Origin of the sequence: Tissierella pigra, from assembly GCF_009695605.1 — a bacterium.
Classification (GTDB): domain Bacteria; phylum Bacillota; class Clostridia; order Tissierellales; family Tissierellaceae; genus Tissierella; species Tissierella pigra.
In genome coordinates, this window is record NZ_VUNQ01000007.1 from 86047 (window position 1) to 106526 (window position 20480).

Sequence of the window (20480 nt, forward strand, 5' to 3'; positions counted from 1 at the left end):
TTATCACCTCCCCTTTAAAAGCACCTCTAGTCCAGTGTATAATGCGTCTTTTACTACTGGATCATCTAAACCTTTATCTTTCATGGTGTTTATAAACTTCCCAATTATATTATATTTGTTTTCTTCTTCCAACTCATCTAAGTTATAATCCCATATAGTATTATCTATTATCTCTAAATGGTAAAAATCATTATATAAATCTTTTTCTAAGTTTTTAATCTCCAAATCTTTTCGTAAAAAACCAGAAAGATTGATTCTAAAAAAATCCATACTTTTATTACCTATATCTAAATTTCTTATACTTTCTAATATATCTATATACCCCATATCTTCATTTATTGTTATATTGGTTTCCATAAACTTTCGTTTGCTAAATGGTGTTAATTTAATTTTTGTCTCTTTATTCTCTATTACCCCTTCTATTATACCTCTCTCACCTATTTCTCCAAAGTCTAAGGGTTCAGGACACCCACTATATGCAATGTTCTTTGAAATAATCTGTGGTTTATGTATATGACCAAGTGCTATATAGTCCATATTTAATCGATTCAATTCCCCTATTTTTAATGGCAAGTATGTAGAACCATGTCCTAAATCTCCATGTAATACAAGGATATTATTTTTAGTAGTATCTACTGTTATTTCAGAAAACAAATTGTTCTCTTTTATTTCTACAGTATCCCAGCTATACCCATATATTACAGTATTCAAATCTTTAAATTCCTTATTTTGAATTTTACTCCCATTAAAGATAGTTACATTTTCTGTCCATTCTATTTTATCATACAATGATTTTCTTCCTCTATAATCATGATTTCCAGCAGATATAATTATATTGATATTTTCTGCATTTCTAAAGGTATCTCTTATTCTAGTAATATCACTTATGGTAAAGTAAGCTTCTTCAAATAAATCTCCTGCAATTAACAAAAAATCTACCTTATTATCTTTTCCATATTGTACTATTCGTTCAAAGGTAGTCCATAGTTCTCTTCTTCTTTCTGCTGCCTTTTCCTTTTCAAAAGATACATTTCTAAATTTTAAACCAAGATGTAAATCTCCAGTATGAATAAATCTAACCATAAATTCACCTCCAAGCCTTAGTACTAAAATTATATCATAGTTGTCTAGCCTATTTCCAATAAAAAGAAAACCAGCTAATATTAAACTGATTTAAGCTAGTCTATGTTTTAAACAACTATTTTTATAAATTTAATATCCACTCTTCTATTTCCTTTGAAAATCCAGAATTAAGCCCTTCTTTTTCAGCCTTATGGATATATGACTCTATACATATATTATAGTCATATTTAAATATCCAAGGCTTCAGTATTTCTATACCATAATATCTATATAAGAAACTTACCATATAATATCCTATGGAATAAATATCTATTTCTCCAAGTTGTAAATAATCTATATTTCCACCTTTTAGTTTCAATAATACACTATTTAATACTTGAAATTTTTCTTCTATATTCTTTATTTTCTCCTTAGTGACAGTTCCTATAGGGTCATCTTTTTCTAAAGTTGTTCCATGTTGTATCAATGATGCAATTCCTTCTTCTAAAATCTTTCCTAAAATCTCATATATATATTTTTTAGTATCTAAAAATAGAAAAATTCTAAATTTATTTTTAAATGGTGTAATTCTGCAATGGAATAATTCATGACTTAAGATTTTAATCAGTTCATCTGTTTTATTAAAATATTTTATATAGTTAATAAATATATTCTTTCCATATATTGAAAATCCCCCATCTATTCCTCCTATGTAAAGATAAATATTAGAATTTGTTTTTATGTTTTCAGGCACTATATTCTTAATCCTGTCTAAAGCCTGTTTGATAATTAAATATTGGTGTGTTTCTATATAGTTTAAGCTGTCCCTTATTATATTTATATTGTTTTTTATTATATAAAAATCATATTTATCTTTATAATCAGTTCTAGTTTTTAGCTTTATTATTTCTTTAATTATAATGTCTTCGCTTATTTTTCTATTAAAAATTTTTTCATGTTGAATAAAGCCTTGGACTTCCTTAGTCTTAGTGAATTTAACTAGTTTTTGATAATCTGTTTTATTTTCCTCTAATATATCTAATAGTATTTTTATACTTTCCATATGAATTTTCACAAAAAAAATCCTTTCTTAAAGCATTATAATAAATATATATGGCTTTAAAAAAGGAGTATTCTATATAATTAATAATTAATTGAATATATGTCTATTTGTCCCATAATTCTTTTTATATCACTTATTTCAGTGGTTTCTAAATTGGAATCCATATTGGATACTATACTAAAGGATTGTCCCAATTTCATAGTCATATCTAAATCATAGTTTCTATTTATACCAAGGGCAAATCCAGCTATCATACCACTATGATCAGTTCCTAATTCACATTCATAATTAGGAATTTCAACTCTATAGCCTTTGTCCTGTCCTAAGACTATACTGCCTTTTTCTTGTAAATCAATGATTACAAAACCTACTCCCCTATCAAGGATATATTGCCCTGATTTAATAATTTGATTTTCAAAATCTAAGGTTACATTCATTAGACCTTCTAATTCCCTCTTATTTAGTACTACCATATAAGGAGAAGCATCTATTCCGTACCTTGTTTTATCCTCTGTTCCATCTAAAATGAACTTTTTTCTTTTCTTATTGGCTAAAGTTATTAAATCAAAGTAAATATCTTTTGGTACACTTGGATGAAATGTTGATCCTAATCCACATATAATATCCATATTTTCCAATAAGTCAGAAGATAAATTATAGAATTTAGTCAATTCTTCCCTAGTGATTCTAGGAGCTTCTTCCATTATATTAATATAATTTTCCGATATATCCTTTAGTTTAATAATAGTTCTGGTTTCTTCTTTAATACCAACAAACTCATGAGGTATTCCTGCATCTTTCAGTTTCATATGGAAGTATTCCCCATTTATACCTCCTAAAAATCCAGTAAGAAATGAGTTTTCATTGAAAATATTTAATAGTTTCTCCACTTTTATTCCTTTTCCAGATAGATTATAAGTAAAAGAACTAGCTTTTATATTATCTCCTATGGAAATATTATCTACAATATATCTTTTTTCTATGGCAGGATTTAAATCTATGGTTAAAATCACATTTATCACCCCCTAACCATCAACTATTTTTTTATAACGAATAGGAAAGTTCTACTTTTTTCCTTTTTAAAATCTTTGAACTTGTTATTACCTAAATAAGTTTCAACAAAAGCTACATTTAACTCTTCCATGAAAGCCTTTATTATAGTGATTTCTTATATATACTTAATACATCTTCATATGCTAAAGGTTTGAAATTACCTACAGACCCTTCTGCATACTCCATTAATGCCTTAGCCATTATTTCAAGTTTTTCTTCCCCGATTCCAACTTCTTTCAGAGTCATAGGTATACCTAGGGATTTGAAAAATTCACTGGTTTTTTCTATTGATTTCTTGGCTATTTCCATATCATCAAGATTTCTATCTATATCCCATACATTCACTCCATATTCCACAAACTTCCATAAATTATCTTGATCTAATACATGTTCCATCCAATGAGGTGTAAGTATGGCTAATCCTACTCCATGGGTAATATCATAATATGCAGATAATTCATGCTCCAATGGATGAACTGTCCAAGCTGAATCTTTTCCATATCCTATTAATCCATTAATGGCTAAAGAGGAAGCCCACATAAGGTTTGCTCTTGCCTCATAATTTGTTGGTTCATCTATGGCTATTCTACCATATTTTATACAAGTTTTTAATATTCCTTCTGCTAATCTATCTTGAAGATATGCACCTTTAACATTGCTAAAATATTCTTCAAGGGTATGACTTATAATATCAGCTACACCTGAAGCAGTTTGATATTTTGAAACTGTATAAGTGTAAGTAGGGTCTAAAATTGAAAACTTAGGAAACATACCGGAATGTCCTATACCATATTTTTGATTTGTTTCTAAATTTGTTATAACTGCACCTGCATCCATTTCTGAACCAGTGGCAGATAGTGTCAATATAGTGCCTATGGGTAGTACATTTTCAACTTTTGATTTACCTATAACTAAATCCCATGGATTTCCATCATAATAATATGCCGCTCCTATGACTTTAGAGCAATCTATGGTACTACCTCCACCTACTGCCAGTATAAAGTCAATATTATTTTCTCTACATATTTTCACACCTTCAATTACAGACTCAACCCTTGGATTTGGTTCTATACCTGATAATTCAAAGTACGGAATATTATTTTCTTTCAATATACTTATTACTTTATCATATAGTCCGATTTTTTTAATACTTCCACCACCATAAGTAAGAAGTACCCTAGAGCCATATTTCTTTATTTGTTTTCCTAAGACTTCTATTTTACCCTCTCCAAAGAAAACTCTAGTAGGTATATTATAATTAAAATTTAACATATATTCATCTCCTTTAATTTCTTTTTCTTATATATAATACCCAAAGAACTTTATTTTAATTTGTAAATTAACTTCCCTTCTCTTAATTCCTTATAAAGTTTTCCAGTACAATATAAGTACTCTAAATGAGCCATTGCTTCTCCAGCTGCAAACCATTTTTGAGGAATAGGGAAATCTTCAAAGGAATTAGCCCGTATTTTCCACTCCATTCTAGCAGTCACATCTCTTACAGTAGACTCACCACTTTCCAATATATAAAGTATTTCACCTAATCTTTCCTTATGATGAGCTAATAATTCAGTAATTCGTCTAGTGTGATCTCTAATTATATTTCTATGGGAAGGAAATAAATAGTCTATATCATAAGAGTATATCTTTGCCAAACTATTAAAATATACAGCTAAAATATTTTCTTCAAATCCCCAAAATCCAATATTAGGAGTAATTCTATCTAAAATATGGTCTCCACAGAAAAACAGCTTATGATTTCTTTCATATAAACCTATATGTCCAGGAGTATGACCTGGTATATCTATTACTTCAAAAAAATAATTTCCAACCTGTATCCCCTTTCCTTCACTAATATATGTAAATTCAACTGGTTCTTTTAAACAATATTTATATCCAGGGTGTTCACTAAATGTAACTCTATCCCTTTCTAAATCGAATAATACTTTAAATTCCTCAAATCTTTCCCAATAAGACATTGACGTCATTTCATTGATTAGTCTTCCATCTATTTCTCCAGCATATATTTTAATTCCTCTATCTTTAAATATAGATGCCATTCCTGAGTGGTCTGCATGAAGATGTGTAATAAACAATTCAGTATCTTCTATATTTATATCCAATTCTTTTAATCCTTGAAAAAGTCCATCTATACATTCCTTTCTATTAAATCCTGTATCTATTATTAAAGACTTGTTTTTACCCTTTATTACATATGAATTTAAGGCTTTTAAAGGATTTTCTGGAAGAACCACTTCAATCATATATATATTTTCATAAACCTTAGTAACCAAATTATTCACCTCGCTGTATTCTTTTATCTATATAGTATTTTGTTATGGAAAGGTTGTCAAATGAAAATTTAATATTTGGTATATGTAGGAAAATTACTATTCGTTATAAAAAGCACCTCTACATTTGATAATTGCCAAAATGTTAAAGGTGCTTTTTATAACTATATATTTTTTACTTCACAATATATACCTTTATATAATTCCTCCAGTGTAACAATCTTTTTCTCCAGATTACTTATATTTATTCCTTCATTAGCCATTGAAACTATAAGGTTTTGTATCTCACCTTTATCAATAACCACTTCAATTTTACTGTCATTAGTATTATAATTGATATTATTTTTTTGAAAAAATTCTCTTGCCAATTCCATATTATTTACTTCAATAATATATATATCCTGTAAAGAAGCATTTATCTCTGGATGAACTATTCTTCCTTTATTAATACAAATTAAACGATCACTTAGTTTTTCTACTTCTTCCAATTGATGTGATGAGAATAATATAGAAATATCCTCTTTATTGACTAGTTCTAAAAGTTCATTTCTCAAATTAATAACAGCCGTAGGATCTAACCCATTTGTAGGCTCATCTAAAATCAATAGTTTAGGCTTACTTAGTAAAGCTATTCCTAAAGCAAGACGCTGTTTCATTCCCATGGAATAATTCCCAGCCTTTCTTTTCAAACTATGTCCTAGTTCTGTAAATTCCATTATCTCCTTTACACGTTTGGAGTCAATTCCTCTTAGTTCTGCAAATAGCTTTATATTATTCTCCCCTGACATATCCAAAAACAAACCTGGAGATTCAATAACTCCTGCCATACAGTCCAAAGCCTTTAAACGTTCTTTTTTTATATCAAATCCATTTACAGTAATAGTACCACTATCAGGAAAAATAAGGGAAAGTATACATTTCATAACTGTAGACTTTCCAGCACCATTTGGACCAATGAAACCTACAATTTCATTTGGATAAATATCCATATTAATATCATGAAGAATCTTTTCTTTTCCGAAACTTTTATTTAAATCTTTTATTTCTAAAATTTTTTCCATAGTTTTCACCTACTTTTACTCTGAAATTTTTATACTCAATATTTGTATTAGCTTATTAGGCTGATTTAATGGTCCTACCTCTAATTTTCTTATTTCCTCAATAACTTCCATACCCTTAATTACTTGACCAAATACAGTAATGTCCTTATGATTTCTTATATTTCCTCCCACTGTTTGAAATGCCTCTCGCAGTTCCTGTGTCATCTCCATATCTATAAGCTCCTTTTCTTCTTCATCTGTCAGAAAGTCCTTATCTATAATGGCAAAATTCCCTGTATTTAAAGATTCTTCCCCTTCTACATTGATGCGGCGAGGTGCTACTAAACTACCATATATCATTCCAAAGTCCTCATTTATTTCCACAGGGATATTTTCTCCTGTTGCTGTTTTAAAGGTATAATCAGGCTCTCCTATTTTTCCTACTCCTATGGACACAGAAGTTACATTTACAAGTCCAAAATCTTCATAATATTTCTCTTCAACAAGTTTAATAAAATTATCTACCATTAAAGGAGCCTCTTTAGGAAATAATGATACAACTACACTACCATAATTGGTTTCAATAGTTGCAGTTATTTCTTCTTTCAATGCTTCTTCTATCTGCCTACATTGAATAGATTGATAATTTACTACTTCTGGCTCCTTTATGTCCATGTATGTTTCCTCTTGATTATCTGTATTTTTACAACCTGATATTATCAAAGCAATTACGACCGTTAAAATAACAATACTTTTTTTCATGACTTACCTCCTATTAAATCTCTTTTATTAAATATATAGGATGTATACATAGTAACTATTATCATAATCAATAGTTGAAGTATTACCCCATAGTACATACTTACCTTGGTATTTATACTGAGAATAGCAGTAAAATCCATAAATATCCAAGGATTAAAAAATACTTGTACAGCTAATATATTGTCTAACATAGAACCTATAAACGATACAATCATTATACCTAAAACCAATCCAAAACTAGTAGAGCTATCTTCTAGTAATACAGATAAGGAAACTCCTATAATTGTCTGAAATATTATTATAAAAATAAATCCTATGGTTTGAAATCCTAAGTACCCACTTGTTGAAATATATGTTTCATTATTTGATATCAACAATAGAGAAAGTTTCATTGCCTCCTCACTAACTCTAACTGGATATAGCATATTTCCCCATCCGAAACTTAATCCTATCATCAATATTACAATTGATACTGGTATCACAATAAGTAGAAGGTTTACAATGGATCTTACTATATATTTTGACAATAATAGACTTTTCCTGTTCCATGGGGAGGTATATATAAGTTTATAAGAACCTTCTTCAATTTCTCCTTCATAATCATTTATAGATATAAATAAAATCAGGACAAGAATTATAAATATATTCATCTGCTGGAGGAAGAACTTAATATAGTTCTTAGCATTTAACACATATGGATTAGGTTCATATTTTATATCTAAAGTCTCAATATTTTCATAGTCAGTAATTTGCTTCTCTAGTTTTTCTTGTGTCAAACTTCTTTCTTCCATCCAGCTTTCATCAACAACGCCCTCTATATAACCATTTAAAATAACTTGATCCATAGATTTATTATTCATAAATAAAATTGAAAGTTCACTTTGACTCAGTTCCTTTCTCAATGCCATCTTATTATATATCTCCTCAGATAAAAGGGATTTAGAGTAGAGATGTTGATAAAATTCTGCTTCTCTTTCTTGTTTGGCAATTTCAGTATGATTTTCAGGCTCTCTATATTCTAAATCCATAATTTTTATTCTAGCCATACTTAAAAGTCCAGAGTATTCTTCTATGGTATTTTGATTATACCTCTGTTGTTGAGCCAGAAAATCTTTTTCTTTACGATTTAAAACGAATACTAATCCTATACAATACAATAACACTAAAACCAGCATAAACCATGTTTTTTTCTGTGTTAATGCTTTTTTCACTTCAAATTTTAATCCTTTCATAGTCTCACCTCTCAATAGCTTATATCCTTCCTATTAAATAAATAATTCCCTACTAAAACTACTACCAATATACTTGCTACTTGTATAAGTGTAAGAGATAATAATGTAAAATTAGATGCACCACTTATTATGTTTCTTGTTTCTAACGCAAGTAGTGGATTGGGTATTTTAGGAAAGTATTTATGTACCAAATATAATCCTCCTATGATGCCAACACTTACTCCTATGGAAATAGATTTTTTATTGGTCATAGCTGATATATATATTGTGACACTTAAAATAAATATAATAAATAAAAGCATCTCCAAAGAATAAATCAGTAACACTTCCCAAAATGGAAGATATACAACTTTATCAAATAAATTTGTTACTAAGTCCCTCTTATTAACAAATGTAGGCCCTAAGTTATCACTTCCAAATATTTTACTATCCTGTTTCTTCTCTATGTCCATCCCATTATGATAAAATTCTGTCCATTGATTATTAGTTGTTAGAATTGGCATTTTTAAAGAGTGTGAATCTGTGTATATCCCAGTAAATATACATATCAAAATAATTGTAATTATCATGGATGGAACTATTGCAACTATATTTGATATGATTTTCTTTCGTAAATACGTATGTCTTTTAAATGGTTGAGATAGTACATTTCTTGATATATGAATTCTATGTTCTTCACTAACTGTATCGTAGGTCAATAGAAGTATAAATAGAATAATAGATACAGGTATGACTTTATCCATGATTTTATATAAGAACACCATATTATTGGCACTATGATCCTCAACATATGGAATTCCCAAGGTGTAGCAGGTATATAGATATTGTAAGTGAGTAAGCCAGTATTTAAAATCAGTATGACTATTAGGAGACGAACCACTATAAAAATCAAATTCTTCTCCATTATTGTCTGGATATTCAGTATCTGGACTTATATCCTCCCATATAGGTCTTGCAACAGACTCTATATATTCTCTTTGTTCAAGATGAGAATATAAGTTTAAATCTAAAATTCTCACCATCATTTCATATCTATATGCCTCTATGTAATTTCCTTGTTCTATATTTTCTATTGCTATCTCCGAATTTTTTATGGCTAATCTAAAGTAAGGTACTTCCTTCTCACCTTTTCTATATATGGATATTGTTCTTTCTAAACTTCCCTTACTGTTATTCATACTAGTTGAATGTTTAAGCTCTGAAATATTTCTATTATTAAAATCCTCTAGTTTAAGATTATTCAACTCACTAATACAAACAAAAACAATAACCACTATTAGAATAAAAAATACTTTCTTATTTAAAACTTGCCTTATTCCATAACTCTTTAACATGATTTCCCCCCCTTTCTTATTAATTAGCAGAGCTATTTTATATCAATAACTTATATCCTTCCTATTAAATAAATAATTTCCCAGTAAAACTACTATTAATATACTTGCTACTTGTATAAGTGTAAGAGATAATAATGTAAAATTGGATGCACCACTTATTATGTTTCTTGTTTCTAACGCAAGTAGTGGATTAGGTATTTTAGGAAAATACTTGTATACCAAATATAATCCTCCTATAAATCCAACACTTACTCCCATAGAAATGGACTTTTTATTGGTCATAGCTGATATATATATTGTTATAGCAAGTATAAATACTACAAATAATATCATCTCTAAAGAATAAACCAATAATATCTGCCAAAATGGAAGAAATATTACTTTCTGAAACAGTTCTGAACCTAAACTCCTCCACTCAACATGTGTAGGTCCTAATTTCCTTATTTCATATATTCCATATCTAGTAGAGTTTTGTGGTTTCTCCAAATTCATTCCGTGATGAATAAATGTATTCCATTGATTATTAGTTGTTAAAATTGGCATATTCATAGAATATGAACCTGTATCTATAGCAACAAATAAACATATTAAAGTAATTATAATCATTATAGTTGGAACGATAACTACTATATTTGAAAAGAATTTTTCATGTAAATACTTAGTTCTCTTAATTGGTTGAGATAATATACTTCTTGATATATGTTGTCTATTTTCTTCACTAACTGTATCATAGGTCAATAGTAGAACAAATCCTATTATAAATATGGGAATAATTTTATCCATGATTTTATATAAGAATACCATATTATTGGCACTGTCATCTTCTACATATGGAATTCCTAAGATGTAACAAGTATATAGATATTTTAGATCTAAAACCCAAGATTTTAAAATATGATCTGGTTTTATACCTGTATAATCAAGTTTATATTCTTGTCCATTATTGTCTGGATATGCTATTTCTGGATTTATATTCTTCCATATTGTTTTTGCAATAGGTTCTATATATTGTCTCTGTTCTAGTTTAAAGACAGCATTTAAATCTATAATTCTTCCTATCATTTCGTATCTGTATGCCTCTATGTAGTTTTCTAAATCCTTATTCTCCAACGCTAACTCTGAATTTTTAAGAGTTAAAGAAAAATATTCTTTTACCATTCCCTCTGTTCTATCTATTAAACTCTCCACAAAATCTCCCTCCCGAATTGTTACAGTGGAAAAACTTAAATCAGTAGTATTTCTATTATTTAAATCTTCCATTTTTAAATTATTAAGCCTACTAAAACAAATAAAAATGAATGATGTTATTAAAATCAAAAATACTTTCTTATTTAAGACTTGCTTTATTCCATAGGTCTTTAACATGATTTCCTCCTTTCTTATTAATTAGCAAAGCTATTCTCTCTCAATAGCTTATATCCTTCCTATTAAATAAATAATTCCCTACTAAAACTACTACCAATATACTTGCTACTTGTATAAGTGTAAGAGATAATAATGTAAAATTAGATGCACCACTTATTATCTTTCTTGTTTCTAACGCAAGTAGTGGATTAGGTATTTTAGGAAAATACTTATATACCAAATATAATCCTCCTATGATGCCAACACCTACTCCTATGGAAATAGATTTTTTATTGGTCATAGCTGATGTATATATTGTGATGCTTAAAATAAATACAACAAATAATATCATCTCCAAAGAAAAAATCAGTAACACCTGCCAAAATGGAATATACACAACTTTATCAAATAATTTTGTTCCTAAGTCTACTATATTAAAGAATACTGGCCCTAAATTACTTCCCCAAAACATTTCACTATTTTGTTCTTTATCTATATTCATTCCATTATGATAAAAATTTACCCATTGATTATTAGTTGTTAGAATTGGCATTTTTAAAGGGTGTGAATCTGTGTATATAGTAGCAAATATACATATCAAAGTAATTGTAATTATTATGGTTGGAACTATTGCAGATATATTTGATATGATTTTCTCTCTTAAATATGTATATCTTTTAATTGGTTGAGATAATATATTTCTTGATATATGAATTCTATGTTCTTCACTAACTGTATCGTAGGTCAATAGAAGAATAAATAGAATAATAGATACAGGTATGATTTTATCCATAATTTTATATAAGAACACCATATTATTGGCACTATGATCCTCAACATATGGAATCCCCAAGTTGTAGCAGGTATATAGATATTGTAAGTGAGTAAGCCAATATTTAAAATCAACATTACTCTCAATAGATAATGGTCTATCAAAATCAAACTCCGCCCCATTATTATCTGGATATTCAATATCTGGACTTATATCTTCCCAAATAGGTCTTGCAATAGGCTCTATATATTCTCTTTGTTCAAGATGAGAATATAAGTTTAGTTCTAAAATTTTCACCATCATTTCATATTTATAAGCCTCCATATAATTCCCCTGTTCAAGATTCTCCATTGCCAACTCTGCACTTTTAAAAGCCAATCTAAAATATGGTACTTCTTTTCCATCTCTTCCTTCTTTCTCATATAACGAAAATGTTCTCTCTAGTCTTTCGATCCATTCAATGATATTAATAGAATGATTTATTCCTATAGTACTTCTATTATTAAAATCCTCTAATTTAAGATTATTTAATTCACTAATACAAACAAAAACAATAACCACTATTAGAATAAAAAATACTTTCTTATTTAAAACTTGCCTTATTCCATAACTCTTTAACATGATTTCCCCCCCTTTCTTATTAATTAGCAGAGCTATTTTATATCAATAACTTATATCCTTCCTATTAAATAAATAATTTCCCAGTAAAACTACTATTAATATACTTGCTACTTGTATAAGTGTAAGAGATAATAATGTAAAATTGGATGCACCACTTATTATGTTTCTTGTTTCTAACGCAAGTAGTGGATTGGGTATTTTAGGAAAGTATTTATATACCAAATATAATCCTCCTATAAATCCAACACTTACTCCCATAGAAATAGATTTTTTATTGGTCGTAGCTGATATATATATTGTTATACTTAAAATAAATATAATAAATAAAATCATTTCCAAGAAATAAGTTACTATCATCTGCCAAAACGAAATATACACCACTTTATCAAACAATTTTTTTACTAAATCTATCTTATTAACAAGTGTAGCCCCTAAGTTATCACTTCCAAATATTTTACTATCCTGTTTCTTCTCTATGTCCATCCCATTATGATAAAATTCTGTCCATTGATTATTGGTTGTTAGAATTGGCATTTTTAAAGAGTGTGAATCTGTGTATATCCCAGCAAATATACAGATCAAAATAATTGTAATTATTATGGCTGGAACTATTGCAACTATATTTGATATGATTTTCTTTCGTAAATACGTATGTCTTTTAAATGGTTGAGATAATATATTTCTTGATATATGAATTCTATGTTCTTCACTAACTGTATCGTAGGTCAATAGAAGTATAAATAGAATAATAGATACAGGTATGACTTTATCCATGATTTTATATAAGAACACCATATTATTGGCACTATGATCCTCAACATATGGAATCCCCAAGTTGTAGCAGGTATATAAGTATTGTAAGTGAGTAAGCCAATATTTAAAATCATCATTGGTATCAATAGCTGATGGTCTATCAATATCAAACTCTTCCCCATTATTATCTGGATATTCAATATCTGGACTTATATCTTCCCATATAGGTCTTGCAATTGGCTCTATATATTCTCTTTGTTCAAGATGAGAATATAGGTTTAAATCTAAAATTCTCACCATCATTTCATATCTATAAACCTCTGTATAATTCCCCTGTTTCATATTCTCCATTGCCAATTCTGCACTTTTAAAAGCCAAGTTAAAATATGGTACATATTTTCCATCTCTTCCTTCTTTCTCATAGGATAAAAATATGGTCTCTAGCCCTTCGTTGAACTTAATGGCATTAATAGAATGGTTTATTCCTATAGTACTTCTATTATTAAAATCCTCTAATTTAAGATTATTTAATTCACTAATACAAACAAAAACAATAACCACTATTAGAATAAAAAATACTTTCTTATTTAAAACTTGCCTTATTCCATAACTCTTTAACATGATTTCCCCCCTTTTCTTATTAATTAGCAGAGCTATTTTATATCAATAGCTTATATCCTTCCTATTAAATAAATAACTTCCTACTAAAACTACTATTAATATACTTGCTACTTGTATAAGTGTAAGAGATAATAATGTAAAATTGGATGCACCACTTATTATGTTTCTTGTTTCTAACGCAAGTAGTGGATTGGGTATTTTAGGAAAGTATTTATAAATTAAATATAATCCTCCTATAAATCCAACACTTACTCCCATAGAAATAGATTTTTTATTGGTCATAGCTGATATATATATTGTTATACTTAAAATAAATATAATAAATAAAATCATTTCCAAGAAATAAGTTACTATCATCTGCCAAAACGAAATATACACCACTTTATCAAACAATTTTTTTACTAAATCTATCTTATTAACAAGTGTAGGCCCTAAGTTATCACTTCCAAATATTTTACTATCCTGTTTCTTCTCTATGTCCATCCCATTATGATAAAATTCTGTCCATTGATTATTGGTTGTTAGAATTGGCATTTTTAAAGAGTGTGAATCTGTGTATATCCCAGCAAATATACAGATCAAAATAATTGTAATTATTATGGCTGGAACTATTGCAACTATATTTGATATGATTTTCTTTCGTAAATACGTATGTCTTTTAAATGGTTGAGATAGTACATTTCTTGATATATGAATTCTATGTTCTTCACTAACTGTATCGTAGGTCAATAGAAGTATAAATAGAATAATAGATACAGGTATGGTTTTATCCATGATTTTATATAAGAACACCATATTATTGGCACTATGATCCTCAACATATGGAATCCCCAAGTTGTAGCAGGTATATAAGTATTGTAAGTGAGTAAGCCAATATTTAAAATCATCATTGGTATCAATAGCTGATGGTCTATCAATATCAAACTCTTCCCCATTATTATCTGGATATTCAATATCTGGACTTATATCTTCCCATATAGGTCTTGCAATTGGCTCTATATATTCTCTTTGTTCAAGATGAGAATATAAGTTTAAATCTAAAATTCTCACCATCATTTCATATCTATAAACCTCTGTATAATTCCCCTGTTTCATATTCTCCATTGCCAATTCTGCACTTTTAAAAGCCAAGTTAAAATATGGTACATATTTTCCATCTCTTCCTTCTTTCTCATAGGATAAAAATATGGTCTCTAGCCCTTCGTTGAACTTAATGGCATTAATAGAATGGTTTATTCCTATAGTACTTCTATTATTAAAATCCTCTAATTTAAGATTATTTAATTCACTAATACAAACAAAAACAATAGCCACTATTAGAATAAAAAATACTTTTTTATTTAAAACTTGCTTTATTCCATAGATCTTTAACATGATTTCCCCCTTTCTCATTAATTAGCAGAGCTATTTTATATCAATAGCTTATATCCTTCCTATTAAATAAATAATTTCCCAGTAAAACTACTATTAATATACTTGCTACTTGTATAAGTGTAAGAGATAATAATGTAAAATTGGATGCACCACTTATTATGTTTCTTGTTTCTAACGCAAGTAGTGGATTAGGTATTTTAGGAAAATACTTATATACCAAATATAATCCTCCTATAAATCCAACACCTACTACCATAGAAATAGATTTTTTATTGGTCATAGCTGATATATATATTGTTATAGCAAGTATAAATATAACAAATAATATCAGCTCCAAAGAATAAATCAGTAACACTTTCCAAAATGGAAAATATACAACTTTATCAAATAATTTTGTTACTAAGTCTACTACATCAAAAATTACTGGACCTAATTTACTTCTCCAAAACAACATACTATTTTGTTCTTTATCTATATTCATTCCATCATGGCGAAATTCTGTCCATTGATTATTAGTTGTTAGAATTGGCATTTTTAAAGAGTGTGAATCTGTGTATATTCCAGCAAATATACATATCAAAATAATTGTGATTATTATAGCTGGAACTATTGCAACTATATTTGATATGATTTTCTTTTGTAAATATGTATGTCTTTTAAATGGTTGAGATAGTATATTTCTTGATATATGAATTCTATGTTCTTCACTAACTGTATCGTAGGTTAATAGAAGTATAAATAGAATAATAGATACAGGTATGATTTTATCCATGATTTTATATAAAAACACCATATTATTGGCACTATGATCCTCAACATATGGAATTCCCAAGTTGTAACAGGTATATAAATATTGTAAATGAGTAAGCCAATATTTAAAATTAACATTGGTATTAATAGCTGATGGTTTATCAATATCAAACTCTTCCCCATTATTATCTGGATATTCAATATCTGGACTTATATCTTCCCATATAGGTCTTGCAATTGGCTCTATATATTCTCTTTGTTCAAGATGAGAATATAGGTTTAAATCTAAAATTTTCACCATCATTTCATATTTATAAGCCTCTGTATAGTTTCCATTTTCAATATTCTTCATTGCCAACTCTGCACTTTTAAAAGCCAAGTTAAAATCTGGTATATATATTCCATCTTTTTTATATAGTGATAATACAAATTCTGTCCTTTCCTTACCCTTAATCACATTAATAGAATTACTTATTCCTATAGTACTTCTATTATTAAAATCCTCTAATTTAAGATTATTTAATTCACTAATACAAACAAAAATAATAGCCACTATTAGAATAAAAAATACTTTCTTATTTAAAACTTGCCTTATTCCATAACTCTTTAACATGATTTCCCCCTTTCTCCAAGATCCAATAATAGGGAGGATGGATACAGCTAATTAATAGTGAATAACTTATCTTATACTTGATTGCATCAAACCTTTAGTTAATCACTATAATCATGTTCCATCCTCATAAATATTATATCCTAGCCTATTATTCTACTAATTTCCATATCTCTTACTTTTTCTATTATAATGACGATGGTCTAACTCCTGACCAAGCTTGTTCTCTCATTGGTTGTATCCACTTCATAGCTAGAGTTGTACGTTGAGTTCGATCAATTCCACAGGTACAATTTTCTCTAGTATCGCAATAACAGTCTGCCATTATGTTCTTAAAACTATTAGTTCTTTTCTCTTCCCTTCTATTCATTAAAATCCCTCCCAATAATTTATCTATATGCAATCAAGTTTATAAGATACTATATTACTAACCCAAGAATCCAATATATTCCTTTCAAGTGAATCTGCATAAATCACATTATCTGAAATGTCTATATCATGCAAAAGTTTGTCATCTGAAATATTTCGAAATTCTGCTTCTGGCAATATATCCATTCTTGTCTGCTGAAATTTATAAAATTCATTAGTTACAATAAAATAATCCACATCTATATTGAATGATTTTGATAAATATTTATTTACAATTTCCCTATACTCATTATCATATAATGTAAAAGGCACTACATTGAAGTAAAAATCAGGTTTGATTGACTGCATTACTGACCAAAGATGAATTCCAAAGTCATTCATAAAAAATTCATCAGTTCTCATCATTCCTCCTGGTATATCTATAATTATAAAATCAGGATTCAATGTCATCTCTATTGCTTTTAATTTCATATTGAGTTCATAAATTTCACCTGTAGAAACTCCTGTGAATTGTTGAAAGTTCGTACCAAATAATGGTAATGCAATAGATTGATTGCTTGGATTATCAGATAGCATAACTACTTTATTTCCATTTTTCTCAAGTTTTGCTTTTAACACCGATGCAATAATACTAGTATATATAGATTGATAAAATCCAGAAACTGCAATAACAATAGGTCCTATACTCTCTGAAAATTTGATATTTAAAGATATTAAATTATTGGTTACTCCATTGATTAATTCTGCATCTTCATATTTAATATCGCTTAATTTTCTAATAAAACTTTTCTTGTATTTTTCAGTAAATGACTGCAATCTTTTCTCCAAAAGCTGATTATCCTCATAACCTAAATCATTGAAAAATATATTCTCCTTCATTGATAGATTTTCCAATGACCCAATAGTTTCAAATGAACCCTTTATATTTAAAATCTCGCCTAAATTTTGTCCATTTAAAGGTGACAATTCATCTGTATAATAAGATATAGATTTATCAGTATATTTATAGTAATATGCTAAGGGCATACAATGTTTATTTACTGGGTATAACTGTAGTTTATTGTCCATAATATCCATACCTTTCATTAAAATTAATAATATCGTGTAATATGTTATCAAATCCAGCTCTTATTTGGTTACATTCATTTTCTAATTGTTCTTCATTACCAGATATGCAACCTTCATATTTTTTTATACATCCATCACAATGTCTAAAAGCAAAGCAATTTATACATTTATCCTTTGATAGATTATGAATATTCAATATGAATTTTGCTTTCTCCAGATTAAATCCTTCTTCTATATTTCCGATTACATTTTCTTCTACAGTTTCACTGATACGCTCACAAGGAAAGAAATTACCATTTATATCTACCATCCAGCGTGTTGCTCCTGGAATACATGGTCCCGAAGGACATATATTTTTAGAAAATCCCCATTTTTCATCAAATCCATTTATTATTCTTTCAAATAATGAGTTGAATAAAGGCATTCCAAGTTGATATGAAACTCGATCCGAAAGATTATTTCCTTCAAATAAAAACTTACCCATCTCCTCCTTATATTGATAGTAACTCTCCATGAATTCATCAGAAAAATGGTTTTTAATAGATTTATAAGTATCATCTAAAACTGTAGACTGAACTTTTATCTTTCTCATAGCTTCATTGATATTGAAAAGCTCTGCATACTTATCAAGACTAAATCTAGGGTCAATTACCATGTTGATAGTAGTTCTATTAAACAAATCAGGGTACTCCCTATAAATAATCTCTATATTCTCCATAACCTTATTAAATACACTATCTTTGACATTAGCAAAAACTCGATTTGCATCATTTATTTCTTTTGGACCATCAATACTTATGACTAAATCAAAATTATTATCATTTAAGAACTCCAATATCTCTCTATTCATTAAAGTAGCATTGGTGGTTATTGTAAAGCTAAGGAGCTTGTCCTGTATCAAATTATGTGCATAGTCTACAACTGATTTCATAGTATCAAAAGCAAGGAGAGGTTCTCCTCCATAGAATCCAATTGTAATCTTTTCACTATCTATGGAATGTGCGTAGAGATAGTCAATAGCTTTCTTAGCTAAATCAATATCCATATATTTCTTTTTATGTAGACGATTTACATTGTCGTTTCCAGTATAAGGACAATATGAACACCTAAGATTACAATCTTGTGTTATTTGAAGGGTTACTAATGAAAGTTTTCTATTTAGATAATATTCCAAACTATCCGTAAGAGGATGACAGAATTCTTCAATATTTATATCTCTAAAGAAGCCATCCTGCTGAAGATTTCTATACTCTTCTCCAATAACATCATCATTTGAAACTTCTTTTTTTTCTGAAATCAAATCATATAATCCCCTGGAAATTTTGCGATAAGTGTCCCTTTGAGCATCATAAACATAATATTTCCCATTTTGTTCCCATACCTTATTAATCAAAAATTTTCCCCCTTCCATTTTTAACCTCATAAAGTTAAAAAATCTAAAGTTATCTAAATATAAATTATCTACCCTATCATAACCTTTATATATTTTTTTACTTAATCAATTATCAGCTAAATATATATGAAGAATTCTGTATTAAATTAATATTCTGACTTTGGTTTTAATTTAATCATACGCAAATATCCATGTCAACAGATTTATTTATACAAATTTCGACACCAGCAGAAATTTGTATAATGATTACCATATATATAATCCTCTACTTTCCCTTTAGTGGTCAATTCCCTTAAGTTATTTTTATTATGGTACATACAGCCAGTTAAATTTACTGTAAATAAAATAATTACAATTTATATAGTTATTTTTCTCCTATTATTTATATTTCCTAATATTAGTAACCGATAAATCCAAATTTATTAGAATTTGGACTTATTAAGCTGCTGATGATACAATCTTTCTAACATTTATTCACACTATTGATTTTATTTAAAATCATATTAACATAATCTTCCAATAATTTGTTAATTATTGCACCAATAGTATGTATTTTTGTACCAATGGTAAAATAAAGGAACCATTTAGTAATAAAAATTTTATGATTTAAATTTCACCTAAAAAAAGAGCTATTTCATAACTAATTTAATAGTTATGAAATAGCCCCATTATTTCTTATTTTCCTTTAACTTTTTTTCATCCTTATCTGAAGAGAGTCCTACATTATTTTTCATTTCTTCATTATCTACTACTCCAATTTCTCCAGCGAATTCATAGCTCATAGCCTTAAAGAAATTCTTATCAATAGTATCTTTACTTTGTTTATCTTTCATCTTTATCACCTCTTTAAATCAAGTAGTATTTTTCAATACTTCTGATTAATTTTTTATTATTTTAGTAGATCATTTTAAGCAAAATAATTTTATTTTACATGAAATGTCTATTTTAATCCTCACTTAATAAAAGTA

The 20480-nt window shown here is 28.1% G+C and carries 18 protein-coding genes; all 18 read right to left on the bottom strand.

Annotated features, from left to right (window positions below; genetic code table 11):
- Positions 1–3: 3 nt before the first annotated feature.
- The 18 genes from FYJ83_RS04895 to FYJ83_RS04980 all read right to left on the bottom strand — a co-directional run bounded on the left by FYJ83_RS04895 (position 4) and on the right by FYJ83_RS04980 (position 20345).
- Entirely contained in the window at positions 4–1083 is a 1080-nt protein-coding gene (locus FYJ83_RS04895; protein ID WP_154439217.1) for a metallophosphoesterase family protein, read from the bottom strand.
- A 121-nt stretch (positions 1084–1204) separates the two neighbouring features.
- Positions 1205–2125, bottom strand: a complete 921-nt coding sequence (locus tag FYJ83_RS04900; protein ID WP_195837919.1) for a DUF5700 domain-containing putative Zn-dependent protease — start codon at positions 2123–2125, stop codon at positions 1205–1207.
- 80 nt (positions 2126–2205) lie between these two features.
- Positions 2206–3138: a 1-phosphofructokinase family hexose kinase gene (locus FYJ83_RS04905; RefSeq protein ID WP_154439219.1), complete on the bottom strand. Its 933-nt coding sequence runs from the start codon at positions 3136–3138 to the stop codon at positions 2206–2208.
- Between the two features lie 142 nt (positions 3139–3280).
- Positions 3281–4450, bottom strand: a complete 1170-nt coding sequence (locus FYJ83_RS04910) for an iron-containing alcohol dehydrogenase (protein WP_154439220.1) — start codon at positions 4448–4450, stop codon at positions 3281–3283.
- A gap of 50 nt (positions 4451–4500) precedes the next feature.
- On the bottom strand, positions 4501–5481 hold the full coding sequence (locus FYJ83_RS04915) for an MBL fold metallo-hydrolase (protein ID WP_326828301.1): 981 nt from the start codon (positions 5479–5481) through the stop codon (positions 4501–4503).
- 152 nt (positions 5482–5633) lie between these two features.
- Positions 5634–6530: an ABC transporter ATP-binding protein gene (locus FYJ83_RS04920; RefSeq protein ID WP_154439222.1), complete on the bottom strand. Its 897-nt coding sequence runs from the start codon at positions 6528–6530 to the stop codon at positions 5634–5636.
- Between the two features lie 15 nt (positions 6531–6545).
- The gene (locus FYJ83_RS04925; protein WP_154439223.1) at positions 6546–7271 is read right to left on the bottom strand and encodes a peptidylprolyl isomerase; all 726 of its coding nucleotides are present in this window, start codon (positions 7269–7271) and stop codon (positions 6546–6548) included.
- Positions 7268–8503, bottom strand: a complete 1236-nt coding sequence (locus tag FYJ83_RS04930) for an ABC transporter permease (protein ID WP_154439224.1) — start codon at positions 8501–8503, stop codon at positions 7268–7270. The genes FYJ83_RS04925 and FYJ83_RS04930 overlap by 4 nt, the downstream gene beginning before the upstream one ends.
- Positions 8504–8514: 11 nt before the next feature.
- Positions 8515–9837 (bottom strand): ABC transporter permease subunit, encoded by a 1323-nt coding sequence (locus FYJ83_RS04935; RefSeq protein WP_154439225.1) that lies wholly within the window; start codon positions 9835–9837, stop codon positions 8515–8517.
- Between the two features lie 42 nt (positions 9838–9879).
- Positions 9880–11202, bottom strand: coding sequence for an ABC transporter permease (locus tag FYJ83_RS04940; RefSeq protein WP_154439226.1), 1323 nt, complete (start codon positions 11200–11202; stop codon positions 9880–9882).
- A gap of 40 nt (positions 11203–11242) precedes the next feature.
- On the bottom strand, positions 11243–12574 hold the full coding sequence (locus tag FYJ83_RS04945) for an ABC transporter permease subunit (RefSeq protein WP_154439227.1): 1332 nt from the start codon (positions 12572–12574) through the stop codon (positions 11243–11245).
- A gap of 42 nt (positions 12575–12616) precedes the next feature.
- Complete coding sequence (locus tag FYJ83_RS04950; protein ID WP_154439228.1) at positions 12617–13948, bottom strand: ABC transporter permease subunit; 1332 nt, start codon at positions 13946–13948, stop codon at positions 12617–12619.
- 42 nt (positions 13949–13990) lie between these two features.
- A complete protein-coding gene (locus FYJ83_RS04955) occupies positions 13991–15322 on the bottom strand; it encodes an ABC transporter permease subunit (protein WP_195837920.1) in 1332 nt (443 codons plus the stop codon).
- A 40-nt stretch (positions 15323–15362) separates the two neighbouring features.
- Positions 15363–16685 carry an ABC transporter permease subunit gene (locus FYJ83_RS04960; RefSeq protein ID WP_154439230.1) on the bottom strand — a complete coding sequence of 441 codons (1323 nt, stop codon included), beginning with the start codon at positions 16683–16685 and terminating at the stop codon, positions 15363–15365.
- Positions 16686–16869: 184 nt separating this feature from the next.
- Complete coding sequence (locus FYJ83_RS04965; protein WP_154439231.1) at positions 16870–17052, bottom strand: hypothetical protein; 183 nt, start codon at positions 17050–17052, stop codon at positions 16870–16872.
- 23 nt (positions 17053–17075) lie between these two features.
- Positions 17076–18119 carry a P-loop NTPase family protein gene (locus FYJ83_RS04970; protein WP_154439232.1) on the bottom strand — a complete coding sequence of 348 codons (1044 nt, stop codon included), beginning with the start codon at positions 18117–18119 and terminating at the stop codon, positions 17076–17078.
- Positions 18109–19512, bottom strand: coding sequence for a radical SAM protein (locus tag FYJ83_RS04975; protein WP_195837921.1), 1404 nt, complete (start codon positions 19510–19512; stop codon positions 18109–18111). The genes FYJ83_RS04970 and FYJ83_RS04975 overlap by 11 nt, the downstream gene beginning before the upstream one ends.
- A gap of 668 nt (positions 19513–20180) precedes the next feature.
- Entirely contained in the window at positions 20181–20345 is a 165-nt protein-coding gene (locus tag FYJ83_RS04980) for a hypothetical protein (protein ID WP_154439234.1), read from the bottom strand.
- Positions 20346–20480: the final 135 nt, after the last annotated feature.